Source organism: Burkholderia mycopellens (genome assembly GCF_964265025.1).
Taxonomy (GTDB): domain Bacteria; phylum Pseudomonadota; class Gammaproteobacteria; order Burkholderiales; family Burkholderiaceae; genus Burkholderia.
Genome location: NZ_OZ183802.1, coordinates 1,336,035 through 1,352,057, shown reverse-complemented (window position 1 = coordinate 1,352,057; position 16,023 = coordinate 1,336,035). Strand labels below are relative to the sequence as shown.

Sequence of the window (16,023 nt, the reverse complement as noted above, 5' to 3'; positions counted from 1 at the left end):
TGGATTCATGCGCGGCCGCCGGTCGGTCGCGTGTCCTCCGTTCACAACCGCAAGGACAACGATCATGAATTCGATACGGCGTATTGGGGTATGCGCGCTGCTCGTCGCGACCGTGGCCAGCCTGTCGGCCTGTGACTCGATGACGAGACGCCAGCGCGACACGGCAATCGGTGCGGGTGTCGGCGGCGTCGCCGGCGCGGCGATCGGCGGCAGCGCGCTGTCGACGCTGGGCGGCGCAGCGGCCGGCGGCATCATCGGTAACCAGGTCGGCAAGTAAGCGGCGCAGCGCGCCGCGACGGTCAGCCAGACGGCGTTTTCGCGGTGCGGAAGCGCCGTTTTCGCATGCGGCGCCGCAACGTAACAGGCCGCCCGCGCGGAAATGATCCGTTACCGTTTTGCACACCGTGTCATCGGCGCGCGACCTAAGCTTAAGCATCTGCCGATTGCCGGCTCCGCCGGAGAAACATCATGAACAGGACCCTCGTCGCCGCGGCGCTCGCCTGCGTGACGCTCGCCGGCTGCTACTACCCGTACGGCTATTATCCCGGCGGCTATTACACGGCTGCGCCGGTGCAGCCGGCCCCCGTCTACGTCGATCCGGGCCCCGCCTATTACTATCCGGCGCCTGCCTATGCACCTGCATGGGGCGGCTATTGGGGACCGGCGCTCTCGCTCAATTTCGGCTTCGGCGGACGCGGCGGCTGGCGCCATCACTGATCGGGCACGACCGCCGGCAGGCGGCGGCCCGCGCCGGCCACCGGCGATACTCCCGTTTTTTACCGTTTCTTGCCGTTTCATCGAAACGTGAAACGACGGCGTGGTAGCGGGGTGTAAGATTCTCCGCATCCCATCCCTGCCCTTCACGATCGATGTCCGCCAAGAACGCCCTTCTGCTGACCGTCCTCGCTGCCCTGTGGGGTGCGTCGTTCCTGTTTATCCGGATCGGCGTCGTCGATCTCGGCGTCGCGCCGCTGATGGCGTTGCGGGTGGGCATCGGCGCGCTGTTTCTCGCGGGCTTCGCGCTGACGCGCTTCAAGCCTGCCGATCTCGGCGCCCGGCTGCGCCGTCATGCGTGGCCGTTGTTCGTCGTCGGCGCGCTGAACTCGGGCATTCCGTTCTGCCTGTTCGCATTCGCCGAACTGACGCTGTCGGCCGGCGTGACATCGGTGATCAACGCGACGACGCCGCTCTGGGGCGCGCTCGTGGCCTACCTGTGGCTGAAGGACAAGCTGTCGCGGCCGCGCGCGCTCGGCCTCGTCATCGGTTTCGCCGGCGTGCTCACGCTCGTGTGGAACCAGATCGCGAATGCGCACGGCGAAACGGGCGCCGCGGCGACCGCGCTCGCCGCCGCAGCCGCCCTCGGCGCGACACTGCTGTACGGCATCGCGGCCAATTACACGAAGCGCAAGTTGACCGGCGTCGATCCGCTCGTCAACGCGACCGGCAGCATGATCGGCTCGACCCTCCTGCTGCTGCCGTTCGCGATCGCCACCTGGCCGGCCGCGCCGGTCAGCGCGCACGCATGGGGCTCGGTGCTCGCCCTCGGTGTCGCCTGCACCGGCATCGCGTATTTCATCTATTTCTACCTGATCGCGCACATCGGCCCCGCCCGTGCGATCACCGTGACGTTCGTGATCCCCGTGTTCGGCCTGCTGTGGGGCGCGCTGTTCCTCGGCGAACACGTGACGGTCGTGATGATCGAAGGCTGCGCGATCGTGCTCGTCGGCACCGCGCTCGCGACCGGCGTGATCAAGCGAATTCCCGGGATCCGGCCGCGCAGCGGCGAAGCGACCTGACGCTTCATTCGGGCGCACGCGCCGCCCCGCCGCCGGCCGGGCCGTGATGCCTGACGGCCGCGCCAACTGTCCGCCGCCGCGCCGCGGATGGCGCTGCCGCGCGGCCGGCATTCCTCTGACGGCGACATTCGCCCGCCACCGTGCCGGCCGCCGGGATTTCCCGCTTCGCCGCGCACGCCATGGCATGCCGCCGGATTGACATGTGCGGCGGCGGCCCCCTCCGCCTCGCGGCGCGCCGGCGCGCGGCACGGGCCGCGGCTGCATTCCCGCGTGCGTGTGGAGTTTCCCTGATACGCGAGCGGCCCCGTTCCCGTTACACTTCGAACACTTACCCGCAGAAGGCGGTCTCGATGACCCACGTCCTTTCGCGTCCGCCGGCGCATGCGCCTGCTTCAGCGTGGCGACGCGCTGCCGCTCCGCCGCTCGACCCCGGGCACCGTTGACATGAAGCCCGCCCGCGACCTCTCGCTCGACTCCCTGCTCGAACGCCTCACGCCGACGCCCGGCGGCTGGATCGCCACCTATCGCACCACGACATTGCGCAGCGTGTTCCAGCCCGTGCTGTCGATCACGCACAAGCGAGTCGTCGGTTACGAGGCGCTGCTGCGCGTCGTCGATTCGAACGGCGCGCTGATCTCCCCCGCTGCACTGTTCGACAAGACGCGCGCCGACGCCGATGCGCTGCTGCTCGACCGGCTCGCGCGCTGCCTGCACACGGCCAACTTCGTCGCGCAGGGCATCGGCGACGGCTGGCTGTTCCTGAACGTCACGCCGCGCGTGCTCGACTCGGGCCTCGTGCAGCGCGAATTCGTCGAGGCGCTGTGCCGGCATTTCTCGCTGCCGCCGAACCGCATCGTGCTGGAAGTCGTCGAACAGCCCGCGCGCGACGAAGCCGCGCTCGCCCGCACGATCGACATGATCCAGCATCGCGACTTCCTGATCGCGATCGACGATTTCGGCACGGGATTCTCGAATTTCGACCGCGTATGGCGCGCGCGACCCGACATCGTCAAGCTCGATCGCTCGCTCGTCGAACGTTCGACCAGTTCGGCCGAAGATCGCCGCATCATGCATCACCTCGTGTCGATGCTGCATCAGGCCGGTGCGATGGTGCTCGCCGAGGGGGTCGAGAGCGACGACTCGCTGCAGGCGCTGATGGAAGCCGACATCGATTTCGTGCAGGGTTTCCAGTTCGGCCAGCCCGACGCATCGATCGCACACGCGAGCGCAGCAGCACCCGCGATGCTCGACGCCGCGTGGCAGCGCTTCATTGCCCGCCGGCACGCGCCGGTCATCGCCGAGCAGCCGGGCTTCGACGCGATCGAACGGCTCGTGCTGACCGGCGCGGCCGCGTTTTCCGCGAGCGGCAACCTGCAGGACGCCGCGCAGCGCGTGTTCGCGGTGCCGGCCGCGCGCCGCGTGTTCGTCACCGACGAAACCGGCGAGCAGTTCCTGCCGTCGATCGGCGCGCGCGCCGACGACGGCCAGGCGGGCGTCGCCCGCCTCGCACCGCTGTTCCCGGAAACCCACAGCAACTGGTCGCGGCGCCCGTATTTCCAGCGCGCGATCGCCGCGCCCGGGCGCGTCGCGCTGATGGGCCCGCACTTCTCGCTGACGGAAGGTCGCGACTGCTATACGGCCGCCGTCGCGATCCGCGCGCAGAGCCGGCTCGTCGTGTTCTGCGTCGACTTCGTGCTCGACAGCGCCGGGACCGTGATGCGCTAACCGGCGCGACGGTGGGCAATCGACGCTCGCGCCAGTTGTTCGCCCCCATCCATTCGTCAGTCGATCACCTTCCCTCTCCCCGACTTCACCACGCTGCGGCGCGACTTGTGCTCGAGCCGCCGCTCCTTCGACGCGCGCGTCGGCCGCGTGGCGACCCGTGCGCGCGGCGTGAACGCGACGCCGCTGATCAACGCATCGAGTCGCGCCAGCGCAGCCTCGCGATTCTTCTCCTGGGTGCGATATTCCTGCGACTTGATCACGACGATGCCATCGCGCGTGATGCGCTGGTCGGACAGCGCGAGGAGCCGCTCCTTGATGGCGGGCGGCAACGACGACGCGCGGATATCGAAGCGCAGGTGGATCGCGCTCGACACCTTGTTCACGTTCTGCCCGCCCGCGCCCTGCGCGCGCACGGCCGTCCATTCGACTTCGGCTGGATCGAGCGTATAGCGGATCATCATCGCGAAGCCTCCATGCGGCGCCGCGCGAGCGCCTCGTCGACGCGCGCCGCGAGCCCCGAATCGCGCTGCGTGCGCGTTGCAACCGCCTGCGCCAGCACGCGCCGCGGCCCGATCACCTGGACGCGCGTGCGGGCACGCGTGACGGCCGTATAGACGAGTTCGCGCGTGAGCACGCGGCCGAACGACGCCGGCAGCACGAGCGCGGCTTCGTCGAATTCCGAACCCTGCGATTTGTGGACCGTCAGCGCGAACGCCGTTTCGTGCGGCGGCAGCGCGGCCGGCGACACCGCGCGCGCGGTGCCGTCCGCTCGCCTGAACCAGACGCGCAGCACGCCGTGCGCGTCGGGCAGCGCAATACCGATATCGCCGTTGAACAGCCCGAGCGCATAGTCGTTGCGCGTCACCATGATCGGGCGCCCCGTGAACCAGTGCGCGCCGACCGCGAGCGGCACGCGCGCCGCGTGGCGCACGTGCGCGGCCACGAGCGCATTGACGTGCTCCGCGCCGCGCAATCCGCTGCGGGTCGCGCACAGAATCCGGAACCGGTTGAGCGCGTCGAACAGCGGCAACGGATCGGGCACAGGCGCGGCCAGCGTGTCACGCAACGCGTCGAGATACGCACCGAAGCGCCGCGCGAGCCGCTCGACCGTCGACGACGCGAGCGACTCGCCCGCATCGTCGTGGAACGACGCGGCGGCCGAATCGTCGGCCGGCAACGCGTCGAGCGCGGCCTGCACGTCGCCGCTGCGGATCGCGAGCGACAGCCGCCCGATCGGCGAATCGAGACCGAAGCGGTAATTGCGTTCGAGCCAGACCACGCAGTCGGCGAGCGGTGCGGGTGCGGGTGCGGGTGCGGGTGCGGGTGCGGGTGCGGGTGCGGGTGCGGGTGCGGGTGCGGGCGTGGCAGGCACGGCGGCGGGTTCGCCCGGCAGGATCGACGCAAGCGCCACGTCGCCCGCGTCGAACGGCGGCAGCTCGACGGCGTCGAGCCACGCGAGTTCACCGACCTCGATCCAAGCCGGTGCGTCGCCTGCCTCGTCGGCCTCACCGGCTTCGGTCAGCATCGGATCGGCGGCCGGCGGCTGCGCGACGCTGGTCGTCGACACTTCGTTATCCTGCGGTTCGTCGTCGAAGAGCGAAGCCTGTCGCTCATCGACTTTCCGTCGCGGTGCCGGTTTGCGCGTCGCGGCAGCAGCAGACGCCGATGGCGGTGCCGAGGCCCGAGCTGCGGAGGAAACCGGATGCGCAGCGGGAACGGCTGCGGTCGCGACTTCGTCCTGCACCGGCAACGCCGCGACGAATGCCGCCTCGTCGATGCCGAGCGCCTGCGCGATGCGTGTGCGCGCGGCGGCGGTAAACGCCGGCCGCGCGCTCAACTCCGCGAACACGGCGCCCGCCTCGACCGCGGCCAGTTGGTCCTTGTCACCGAGCAGCACGAGCCGTGCACCCGGCGCGAGCGCATCGAGCAGATGCGCGGCGAGCGCGACGTCGATCATCGACGCCTCGTCGACGACGATCAGGTCGTAAGGCAGCGGATTGTCGCGATGATGCCGGAACCCGGCCGCCCCGCCGCCGCCCAGCAGCCGATGCAGCGTGTACGACGTATCCGGCAGGCGCGCCGCGAGTTCGGGCGGCAGATCGCCGGCCCGCGCATGCAGCGCTTCCTGCATCCGCTGCGCGGCCTTGCCGGTCGGTGCGGCCAGCGCGACGCGCAGCCGCGGATGCGCGTCGAGCAGACAGGCCAGCACGCCGACGACGGTCGTCGTCTTGCCCGTGCCCGGGCCGCCGCTGACGATCGTCACGCGGCCCGTCAGCGCGACGATCGCCGCGACGCGCTGCCAGTCGACTTCGCCGGTTGCCGGCCCGAAGTAACGCGCAAGGCTGTCGCGCAACCGGTCGGGCGCGAGACCTTCGTCCGGCGCGGCCACACCGGCCTGTGCGACGAGCGCATCGGCAAGCCGCCGCTCGTAGTCGAAATAGCGCGACAGGTACAGGTGGTCGTGGCGGTCGACGATCAGCGGCCGCTCGTCGCCGCGTGCGAGCGTGCCGAACGCGACCACGCCGCTCGCGGCAAGCGCCGCGCGGATTTCGTCGAGCGGCGCTTCATAGCGCTGCGCGAGCGCGCCGAGCGCAACGCACACGTGGCCGCCTGCGGTCGCACGACTCGTCGCGAACGCAGCGCGCGCCGCCCAGCGGGCGGCCGCAGCCGGCGCGCCGGCGCGGCGAGAGAGATCGCCGATACGGCGCGCGAAGCCTTCCGCGAGCGCAATGCCGAAATCGGCGGGTTCGGGCAGCCGCGCGACGAGGCCGCCGGTAAATTCGAGCGTGTCGTCCTGCGCATTCATGTTCATGCGCGGCCCCCTTCCATCATCCGGTCGAGTGCGTCGACGAGCGCGCGCTCGGGCCGCCGCGCATGCACACCGGCCGGCTCGCCGTCGCTGCGCCAGTCGGGCCGCACACCACGCACGAACAGGTACAGGTAGCCCGCGATATGCGTGTCGTAGTCGTAGTCGGACAACCGCCCGCGCAGGTAGCGATGCAGTGCGACCGTGTAGAGCAGCGCCTGCAGGTGATACGCGTGATCGGCCATCGCGACATCGAGCGCGCGCGGGCCGTAGGCGTCCGGCGTCGTGCCGAGATGGTTCGACTTCCAGTCGACGATCCAGAAGCGGCCGTCGTGTTCGACGATCATGTCGATGAAACCCTTGATGAAACCGGCGAGCATGCCCGCCTCCAGTGCTACGTCCGGGTAGCCGTGCGCGACCAGCAGGCGGCGCAGCGCCATCAGGTCGAGCGACGGCGCCGGGAACAGGAAACCCATTTCGTCGAGCCGCTTCGCCGGATCGAGATCGGCGAGCCGCATGCCCGGCACGAGCTCGGTGCGCACGACATCGTCGACCAGTTGCACCATCATCGTCGGCAGGCGTGTCGCGAGTTCGGGGTCGGCTTCGACCGGCCGGTCGTGCAGCGCGCCGAGCGCGGCCCTGGGCCACGACTCTGGCTCAGTGAATCGGCTGAGCTCGAACAGGCGGTGCAGGCACTCGCCGGCCGCCGCGCCGCGCGGGAACATGAGGATGTCGTCGTCCGGCGGCTCGGCTGCGACCGTATCGACCCACGGCCACTCGCCGTCCGGCGCCACCGCGGCAAGCGCATCGTGATCGGGCCGCAGTTCGTCATCAGGCACCGCCGCGACGCCCGCTTCCTCGCGCGCCATCGACGCGGTCAGCGAACTGAAGCTCGCCATCCGCCACGCATCGCGCAGCATGCGCGTCGTGTGGCGCGCCGCGAGCGTCTGCGACGCGTCGTGCCCGGCCGCGAGACGCTCGGGTCGCGCCGGCGCCGGCAGCGGCGCAACGCTCACGGGGCCACCCGCGAGTGCCTGCCACGCCGTATCGAGCGCGGCTTCGTCGGGCGGCTCGTCGAGCCATGCGTCAAACGACTGGCCTGCGCCGGCAACGAGCCAGTTGAGCACGCTGCGCCGCGCTTCGCGCGTCGAGCGCGACGACAGGTACGGCCCGGCGACGACGTAGCAACGATAGACCGCCCGCGTGAGCGCCACGTAGACGAGCCGCGCGCGCTCCGCGGCCTGCTCGCGCAACGCCTGCCGCGCCGCATGCGCGGCCGCCTCATCGTCGCATCCGTAATGCAGTACCGCGTCGCCCGCATCGTCGTGATATTCGCGCGCATCCGGCAGCGCCGACGCGGGCGGCTCGCGCAACCCGCCGTCGTTCAGGAACGGACAGAATACGATCGCGTATTCGAGGCCTTTCGACTTGTGCACGGTGACGATCTGCACGAGGTTGCGATCGGATTCGAGACGCAGCTGCGCTTCCTCGCCGCCGCCGCCGAGCCGTTGCGCGGCGAGCCAGCGCAGCGTCGGCGCGATGCCCGGTTGCGCGGACGCGCGCGCCTGCGTCAGTTCGGCCAGATGGTTGATGTCGGTCACGCGACGCTCGCCGTCCGCGCCGGCCATCAGGCGCTCGGCAACCCGCAGCTCGCGCGCAAACGTGCGCCACATCACCGCAAAGCCGCGTTCGCGCCACAACAGCCGATACCGCGAGAAGCGCTCGACCCAGCTCATCGCGTCGGCACTATCCGCCGCCGATGCTTCACGTTGCGCGTCGCCGTCGCCCTGCTCCATCCGCCACAGCGCACCGGCATCGAGGCCGAACCAGTCGGATGCGAGCGCCGCACGCAAGCGCCGCAGGTCGCCCGGGGCATCGATCGCCGCCAGCACGCGCTCGAGCTGCTCGGCGTCGCCGGTCGAGAACACCGAGGCCTGCGCCAGTTCGACGCTGCCGATGCCCCACGTGGCCAGCACGCGCTTCACGAGACTGCCTTGCCGGTGCGTCTGCACGAGCACTGCGATATCGCCCGGCGACAGCGGCGTATCGCCGAGCCGCACGCGCCCTTCGCGCGCGCCGCGCATCAGCCGCGCAATCTCGGCGGCACAGGCCTGCGCGGCCTGCGCCTGCGCTTCTCGCTTGAGCAACGTGCCTTCGCCGCCCGGCAACGCCCAGACCCGAAAGTCGCCGGCCGGGCCCGGATCGGTCGCGTCGACGAACGGCACGCGCACGCGCGTGCCCGCGCGCACCGCGTAGTAATCGAGCCCGTCGAGCACGAACGCGCGCGGATTCGACATGAAGAAGCGGTTGCACGCATCGACGATCGCGGGCGTAGAACGCTGGTTGACCGCGAGTGTGTAGCACGCGCTCGCCCGTGCACGCGCGGCAAGATAGGTATGCAGATCGGCCGCGCGGAAACTGTAGATCGCCTGCTTCGGATCGCCGACGAGAAAGAGCGGCCCGCCCGGCGCGAAGATCCGGTCGAAGATCGCGAACTGCAGCGGGTCGGTATCCTGGAACTCGTCGATCAGCGCGGCCGGATAGCGCGCGCGCAGCGTCTGCGCGAGCCACGGATGCGCATGCAGCGCGTGGTACAGGTTCGCGAGCAGATCGTCGAACGAGACGACGCGCCGCGTGCGCTTGCGCTCGGCCAGCTCGCCCGGCGCCATGTCGAGCCATTCGGCGATCAGCGCGAGCCAGCGCGCGCGCTGCGCGGCCTCGGCCGCCGCCACGGCCGCTTCGAGCGCATCGGCCACGTCGAAGAACGCGTGTTCAGGCGTCGCGCCGCCTTTTTTCGTCGCCTTCACCAACGCAGTGCGCGTGAGCTTCAGTGCGGCCTTCGGCAGCGCGGCCGTCGCGTCGCCCTGCGCGAAATGCGCGGCCCATGCGGCAAGCGCATCGGCAACCGCTTCGGGTTTGTGCGAGCGCTGGTTGAGCACGGGCTGCGCGGTGCGCAGCAACGCATCGATCGCTTCGCAATCGGCCGCCCACATCCGCTCGGCCTCGGCGAAGCATGCGGCAGCCGCCGCCTCGGCCGCTTCGTCCGGCTCGCTCACGCCGTCCCAGCGCAGCGCGGCAAGCGGCTTCTTCAGCCGGCGCGCAAGCTGGGCATCGAGCGCGGCCGGGCCCGCGCCCGATTCGACGAGCCAGGTCGCAAAGCCCGGCCAGCGCGCGGCCGCCGGTTCGACGCGCGTGCGCCAGAAATCCGCTGCGAGTTCGAAGCGCAGCGACGCGTCGTCGGCCTCCATGTCGAACGCGAACGGCATCGCCGCCGCGAATGGCGCTTCCTGCAGCGCGCGCTGGCAGAACGCGTGAATCGTATGGATCGCGGCCTGGTCGAACGCGCGCAGCGCGCGCCGGATCCGCTTCGCAGCCGTCTCGGGATCGAGCGCGCCGCTTTCGCCGAGCGTGGTTTCGAGCAGGCGCGCGATGAACGGATCGCCGCCGTCGTCACCCGTGTCGAGCGCATGCGCAAGCTGCGCGAGCCGGCCGCGAATCCGCTCGTGCAGCTCGGCAGTCGCCGCTTTCGTGAAGGTCACGACGAGGATTTCGTCCGCACCGAGATCCTTTTCCAGCAACAGGCGCACATAAAGTGCGCAGATGTTCCAGGTCTTGCCGGTGCCGGCCGATGCCTCGATCTGGTTGACGCCGTCGAGCGGGCACGCGAACACGTCGAGTTCGCTCGCCTGTTGCGGCTGCGCCCCGGCACTCATGCGACCTCCTTCAGATGCTCGACGAGCGGATCGAACACGAGCCGCGCGAGCGTGCCGAACGGCTCGTCGAGCGATGCATGCGCACCGCGCCACGCGATCGCGATGGCCGGATCGTCGGCCTCGCTCACGACCCGTTCATTGATCCAGACGCTCGCGGCCTTCGCCTCGCCGTCGGACACCCTCGCCCACGCGCTGCGCGGGAAAAACCGCAATGGCATGCGCCGCCCCGCGCGAAACAGCGCGGCCAGCGGCGCGAGCCGCTCGAGCGGCGCCGCGACGGGCGTCAGCTCGAATGCACCGCCGCTACCGAACCACAGCGTGCGGCGCGGGCCACCGGGATCCACCGCACAGTAGACGAGATGCGCGAGCCACGCCGACAGGTAGTCGCGCGCACTCGGCCGCGCGTAGCGGTAGATGATCTGCCCGGCCGGCGTCAGCCGGTTCAGCGTGCCGTGCAGTTCGAGCGGCGCGCTCACCGCGTCGCCCGACAGCAGCGCGTCGTCGGCGCCAAACAGCGCCTGTTCCGTGTCGGGCCAGACGGGCATGACGGCGAGCGAGAACGGCCGCCGCTCCATCCCGTCGGCCAGCGCGCGGCGCACGTTCGACGCGAGCTGCGTCATCGAACCAAGCGCCTGATCGCGCCACACGGCGCCCGTCGCGCCGCCCGGCAGTTCGGGGCTCGCGTCCGCAATGCGCAGCGCGTGATCGTGCACGCGGCCCTCGTCGGACTCGATCAGCAGCGGCAGCACGCGCTCGGCGAGCGCATCGCTCCCGGTGAAGTCGAGCGCGAATGGCTCGGTGTCGAGCAGTTCGGCCTGTGCGTCGGCAAGCACGATGCCGAGCCGCGCGCGCAGCAGCGCACGCGCGGGATGCCGCCAGAAGCGTTCGAACTCGCTGAATGCGACCGGCTCGACCGGCTCGGCCGGCAGCGGCTGCGCGAAGAACGGCAGCTCGCGCGGGCCGTCCCCCGACGCCTCGGCGGCCAGCAGCGTCGCGAGCGCCGCACGCTCGGCATCGTAGGAAACGAGTGCGCTGCCGGGCTGGAAATACGCGGCCGCGAACGGTTGCAGCGGATGCTCGACGACGAATGCGCGCCGCGCGGCCTCGACCGCGTCCGGCGGCGCGTCCGGCCCGGCCGTGACGAGCGCGAGATGATCGAGCAGCTCGTCGACGAGTGCCGCGGGCGGCAGCGGCGCGTTGTCGCGAATGCTGCGCCCCGTGTAGGCAATCATCAACCGGTCGCGCGCGGCGAGCAGCAGGTCGAGAAACAGGTTGCGCTCGTCGTCGCGGCGCTGGCGGTCACCGAGCTTCGGCAACACGGCCATCAGGTCGAATTCGTCGGCGCGCGCAAGACTCGGCAGCACGCCATCGTCCATCCCGAGCAGGCAGACCACGCGATACGGCAGGCCGCGCAGGCTCGTCAGCGACGAGAACGTGACGCCGCCCCACGGCACGCCGCCGCGCGCCGGATCGTCGAGCGCGGCGGCCAGCCCGGCCCGGACGACGGCTGCCGGCAGCGCGACGTCGGGCGCACCCTCCGTCATCGCGGCCAGCATCGCGTCGAGCGCGTCGCGCACGCCCGCGAGCGCGTCCGCATACGCGGCGCCCGAATCGAAGAAACGCGCGAGCGTATCGGCGAACAGCTCGCTCCAGCCTTGCGGCGTATGCGATTCGGCCAGCCGCCGCGCGAAGCCGTCGAGATCGTCGGTGAAGCGCGCGAGCCGGCCGAGCAGTTCGGCCTCGCTGCCGGTGGCCGCCTCGATCGGCAGCCACGCGCCGACCGGCGCCGCGCCCTCCGGCATCGCATAACCGAGAAAGAGCCGCGCGAGCGCATCGGAGAACGTATGGCGCGGCGCCGGCACGGCCGCGTCGTCGCTCGCGCGCGGCGACAGCCCGCGCCGCGCGCCGGCGGCTGCGAGCCAGGTCTGCACCGTCTCCAGCGCCGCCGCATCGATGCCGTAGCGCGCCGCCACCGCGTCGACGCGCAGCCATTCGACCAGTTCGGGCGCACCGACCTGCCGCTCCGGCAACGCGAGCCAGTCGAGCAGCACGCGCGCGACCGGGTTCGCCTGCGACGGCGGCAGGCCGGTGATCCGGTAAGGCACACGGGCACCGCCGGTGCCAGCCGTGCCGAACACGGCGTCGATCAGCGGCCCGGCCGCCGCGAGATCGGCCACCGCGACGAGCACGTCGGACGGCTGCAGGCTCGCATCGGCGTCGAACCACGCGAGCAGCCGGTCGTGCAGCACCTCGAGCTGACGCGCGAGGCTGTGGCACACGTGCACCTCGATCCCGCGCTCGGCCGGCGTGTCGCCGGTTTCGGCCTCCGGCCGCAATTCGAGAATCGCGTTCTGCACGCGCGCGAGCCACGTCGGCTCGGGATTCTCGACGAACCGCGACGCGTCGCCCGACGCGGCGCTTTCAGTCAGCTCGTGCAGCATGTGCAGTTGCGCCTGGGTCTGCCTGCCCCATTCGGCGAGCAGCGGATGGCCGACTTCCTGGTAGTCGAGCCGCCCGGCCGCATCGAGCGCCTCGGCATGCGCGGCGGTCACGATGTCGAACCAGAACTCGCGACACGGGTTCAGCGCATAGACGCGCACGTCGATCCAGCGCGACAGCTCGCGCAGCAACGCGACATGCAGCGGCGGCATCGTCGGCAGCGCGAACACGGCGACCGATTCCGGCCAGTCCGCACGCGCAAGGGTTCCAGGATCGAGATGGCGCGCCTCGACGAGGAAACGGTGCGCCGGCGGCGTGCCGCTGTCGCTCAGCTCGGCCAGCAGCGCGCGCCACAGCGCGGCCTGCCAGCGCTCGTCGTCGCGCGCGGCGTCGCTGATCCCGCGCGGCGCGGCGTCGCCCGCGAGCACGGACTCGCCGGCCTGCCACGCGGCCAGCCATTCGGGGCGATAGGTCAGGTAATGATCGAGCACGGCCGCGACGCGGTGTGCAAGCTCGTAGCGCATCGCATCGTCGGACGCGGACAGATACGCGGCCAGCCGCGGCGACGCGAGCCACGGCGCCCCGTCGGACGCCTGCGCGAACAGCCGGTAGCAGCGCCACACGAGGCGGTCGGGCGCGAACGGCGAACGCTTGGGGACCTCCATCACGCGGCCGATCTGCGCCCACAGCCATTGCGCGAGATACGTGAACTCGACGTTCGCGCACACGCCGTTACGCGCGGCGATGTCGAGCTCGAGACGGCGGCGCAGCGCCGCGCTCGGGACGATGACCTGCTGCGGGGCCCACGGGCCGTTGCGGGCCGGGAACGCGGCCAGATCCTCGAGCAGCGCGTCGGCCAGCGTTTCGTGACGATTCGAATAGAACAGATGGAGCATGAGGCGGGGCGTCGGATTCTCGCGCCGGCCGAACCGGGCGAACAGGTTCCCGAAGGATAGCAAATGGTCCGCCGCCGCGAGCATCGGCCGGACGGCCAGGTTTTGCGGACCGCGAAATACGATAGACTCGTCGCCAGTCAAGATGCCGCCCCCGGGCGTCTTCGTCTGCCATTCAGCCCATCGATGCGCTATTCGGTCGAAATCAGAAAGTTTTTTTACAGCCAGTACTTCTTCGGCGGCCTGCGGATCGCGGTCGGCGTCTCGCTGCCGGCCGTGCTGTGCCTGATCGTGTTTCACAACCGGGAACTCGGCTTCACGATCTCGACGGGTGCGCTCGGCGCATGCGTCGTCGACATGCCGGGCCCGCTCAAGTACAAGCACAACGAAATGCTCGCCTGCAGCGTGATCGGTTTTCTGGCCGCGCTCGCAACCGGCCTCGCGACACCGAACATCTTCGTGCTGTGGCTCACCATCGTGCCGCTCACCTTCGTGCTGTCGCTGATCGTCGTCTACGGCAACCGCTGGCCGCAGATCAGCTTCGCGACGCTGTTCATGATGGTGATGACGCTCGAAGAGAAGTTCACGCCGCTGCAGGCGTTCATCAACGCCGGCTGGATTCTCGCGGGCGGCCTCTGGTACACGTACTGGGCCACGCTCGTGTCGCAATGGCAGGCGCGCCGGATCGAGCAGCAGGCGCTCGCCGAGAGCCTGTTCGCGTGCGCCGACTACCTGCTCGCGCGCGCCCAGTTCTACGATCTCGATGCCGATCTCGACGAGTGCTACCGCAATCTCGTCGCGAAGCAGATCACCGCGGTCGAGACGCAGGAAACCGCGCGCGACATCGTGCTGCGCAACCTGCCGAAGCTGCGTCGCGGCAAGCTCGATCCCGGCCGCACGACGATGTACAACCTGTTCATCAACAGCGTCGACCTGCACGAGCTGTTCGTCGGCGCGCACACCGACTACCCGCTGGTGCGCAATACGTTCGGCGGGTCCGATCTGATCATTTTCTACCGCGACCTGATCCGCAAGGCGGCCGCCGATCTCGAGGAGATCGGCCTCGCGGTGCTCGAGAACCGCGCGCCGCATTCGCGGATCAGCGTGAAGGCCGAGCTGCGCGCGATCGAGTACGAGATCGAGCTGATGCGCAAGAAGAACTTCCCGGCCACCAACGCGGAAGCGTATGCGGCCGTGCTCGCCACGTTCCGGCGGATCTGGAGCGCGACGCGCCTGATCGACCGGATGCGCCGCAACCTGTCGGGCCACGCCGATCCGCAGCAAACCGAATTGAAGATCGACAAGGCGCTCACGCGCTTCCTGCAGCGCCGCCGGATGTCGCCGCTGCTGATCTTCTCGAACCTGAACATGCGCTCGCCGAGCTTCCGCCACGCGCTGCGCGTGACGATCGCGGTGGCGGTCGGGTTCTGGCTCGGCCGGCTGCTGCCGCTCACGAATGCGTACTGGATCGTGATGACGACCATCATCATCCTGAAGCCCGGCTACTCGCTCACCAAGCAGCGCAACGCGCAGCGGATCATCGGCACGCTGATCGGCTGCGCGGCGAGCATCGCGCTGATCTACACGGTGAAGGAGCCGCACCTGCTGATCGCGATCATGTTCGGGTCGATGGTGATGAGCTACAGCCTGCTGCTGTTCAACTACGCGGCGAGCGTCGTGTTCACGTCATCGTACGTGCTGCTGATGTTCCACCTGCTCGCGCCGGGCAGCATGCGGATCATCGGCGAGCGCGCGATCGACACGGTGGTCGGCTGCATGATCGCGATCGCCGCGAGCCGGCTGTTCCCGTACTGGGAATACCGGTTGATGGGCAAGCAGGTCGCCGACATGCTCACCGCCACCCGCAAGTATTTCGAGGCTGTGTGGCGCGCCGGGCGCGGCATGTCGCCGCCGCCGGTGCCGGCCGCCGACGGCGCGGCCGTTGTGCCGGTCGTCGCCGCCGCCATCGAGACGCCGGCCACGACGCTCGACGACGACTACCGCTACCGCCTCGCGCGCAAGGACGTGCACATCGCGTTCGCGAATCTCGGGCAGGCGTTCCAGCGGATGATGATCGAGCCGAAGGCGCACCAGCGCTTCGTGCCCGAACTGAACGACCTGCTCGTGCAGACGCACGTGCTCGGCGCGCAGATCACGGCCGCCGCGCCGCTGATCCGTACGGCCTGCGCGGCCGACGGCAGCATCCTCCACGACGACGCGCTGCATCGCGGCCTGGCCGCGGTGCTCGACAATCTCGAGAAAGCCGAGGCCGGCGAGCCGCCGCCCGCCGATCAGCTCGACGCGTCGAAGCAGATCACGCGCGACCTCGATGCGATGGTCGTGTCCGCGGAGAAATCCGACGCGGTGGGCGCCGAGCTCACGCACGACCTGAAGGTGCTCGCGCACCAGTGCAAGCAGATGCTCGCGTCGTCGCTGCTGATCCGCAAGGATGCGAGCGTGATCCGCCTGCCCGCCTGAGCGCGCCTTTACCCCGCCGGTGGCCGGCCCGCGCATGCCGCGGATCGGCTCCCGGCGCTCCCCGATTCAGCGACCCCCGAAGCATGACCCGCCCGTTCCACGCGGCCCGCGCCCTCGAAGCGAGACCGCCGCGCCCCCTATTGTGTCCGCCGCGCCAGTCAGGGAATACCCGA

General features: G+C 70.3%; 9 protein-coding genes. 5 read left to right on the top strand and 4 right to left on the bottom strand.

The window, feature by feature from the left end; all coding sequences use genetic code 11:
• The first annotated feature begins 64 nt into the window (after positions 1 to 64).
• The 4 genes from ACPTTC_RS06335 to ACPTTC_RS06320 all read left to right on the top strand — a co-directional run bounded on the left by ACPTTC_RS06335 (position 65) and on the right by ACPTTC_RS06320 (position 3,521).
• The gene (locus tag ACPTTC_RS06335; RefSeq protein WP_043182137.1) at positions 65 to 277 is read left to right on the top strand and encodes a glycine zipper 2TM domain-containing protein; all 213 of its coding nucleotides are present in this window, start codon (positions 65 to 67) and stop codon (positions 275 to 277) included.
• 191 nt (positions 278 to 468) lie between these two features.
• Entirely contained in the window at positions 469 to 717 is a 249-nt protein-coding gene (locus tag ACPTTC_RS06330) for a hypothetical protein (protein ID WP_043182136.1), read from the top strand.
• Positions 718 to 869: 152 nt separating this feature from the next.
• Positions 870 to 1,796, top strand: a complete 927-nt coding sequence (locus ACPTTC_RS06325) for a DMT family transporter (protein WP_423391879.1) — start codon at positions 870 to 872, stop codon at positions 1,794 to 1,796.
• 444 nt (positions 1,797 to 2,240) lie between these two features.
• Positions 2,241 to 3,521, top strand: a complete 1,281-nt coding sequence (locus tag ACPTTC_RS06320) for a sensor domain-containing phosphodiesterase (RefSeq protein ID WP_175967419.1) — start codon at positions 2,241 to 2,243, stop codon at positions 3,519 to 3,521.
• Positions 3,522 to 3,577: 56 nt separating this feature from the next.
• Here ACPTTC_RS06320 and arfB read toward each other — a convergent pair whose 3' ends face one another.
• The 4 genes from arfB to recC are packed head-to-tail and all read right to left on the bottom strand — an operon-like array spanning position 3,578 to position 13,375.
• Positions 3,578 to 3,982, bottom strand: a complete 405-nt coding sequence (gene arfB, locus ACPTTC_RS06315; RefSeq protein ID WP_175951798.1) for an alternative ribosome rescue aminoacyl-tRNA hydrolase ArfB — start codon at positions 3,980 to 3,982, stop codon at positions 3,578 to 3,580.
• The gene (locus ACPTTC_RS06310) at positions 3,979 to 6,327 is read right to left on the bottom strand and encodes an AAA family ATPase (protein ID WP_423393320.1); all 2,349 of its coding nucleotides are present in this window, start codon (positions 6,325 to 6,327) and stop codon (positions 3,979 to 3,981) included. The genes arfB and ACPTTC_RS06310 overlap by 4 nt, the downstream gene beginning before the upstream one ends.
• 2 nt (positions 6,328 to 6,329) lie before the next feature.
• Complete coding sequence (gene recB, locus ACPTTC_RS06305; protein ID WP_423391878.1) at positions 6,330 to 10,040, bottom strand: exodeoxyribonuclease V subunit beta; 3,711 nt, start codon at positions 10,038 to 10,040, stop codon at positions 6,330 to 6,332.
• Positions 10,037 to 13,375 (bottom strand): exodeoxyribonuclease V subunit gamma, encoded by a 3,339-nt coding sequence (gene recC, locus ACPTTC_RS06300; RefSeq protein ID WP_423391877.1) that lies wholly within the window; start codon positions 13,373 to 13,375, stop codon positions 10,037 to 10,039. Before recC ends, recB begins: the two co-directional genes overlap by 4 nt.
• Positions 13,376 to 13,558: 183 nt before the next feature.
• On the opposite strand from recC, the gene ACPTTC_RS06295 reads away from it, so the two are divergent.
• Positions 13,559 to 15,850 (top strand): FUSC family protein, encoded by a 2,292-nt coding sequence (locus ACPTTC_RS06295; RefSeq protein ID WP_423391876.1) that lies wholly within the window; start codon positions 13,559 to 13,561, stop codon positions 15,848 to 15,850.
• Positions 15,851 to 16,023: the final 173 nt, after the last annotated feature.

Coding starts and splice junctions, on each gene's coding strand:
- recB (WP_423391878.1), bottom strand. CDS start 10,040: ATGAGTGCCGGGGCGCAGCCGCAACAGGCGAGCGAACTCGACGTGTTC.
- arfB (WP_175951798.1), bottom strand. CDS start 3,982: ATGATGATCCGCTATACGCTCGATCCAGCCGAAGTCGAATGGACGGCC.
- ACPTTC_RS06310 (WP_423393320.1), bottom strand. CDS start 6,327: ATGAATGCGCAGGACGACACGCTCGAATTTACCGGCGGCCTCGTCGCG.
- ACPTTC_RS06330 (WP_043182136.1), top strand. CDS start 469: ATGAACAGGACCCTCGTCGCCGCGGCGCTCGCCTGCGTGACGCTCGCC.
- ACPTTC_RS06295 (WP_423391876.1), top strand. CDS start 13,559: ATGCGCTATTCGGTCGAAATCAGAAAGTTTTTTTACAGCCAGTACTTC.
- ACPTTC_RS06335 (WP_043182137.1), top strand. CDS start 65: ATGAATTCGATACGGCGTATTGGGGTATGCGCGCTGCTCGTCGCGACC.
- ACPTTC_RS06320 (WP_175967419.1), top strand. CDS start 2,241: ATGAAGCCCGCCCGCGACCTCTCGCTCGACTCCCTGCTCGAACGCCTC.
- recC (WP_423391877.1), bottom strand. CDS start 13,375: ATGCTCCATCTGTTCTATTCGAATCGTCACGAAACGCTGGCCGACGCG.
- ACPTTC_RS06325 (WP_423391879.1), top strand. CDS start 870: ATGTCCGCCAAGAACGCCCTTCTGCTGACCGTCCTCGCTGCCCTGTGG.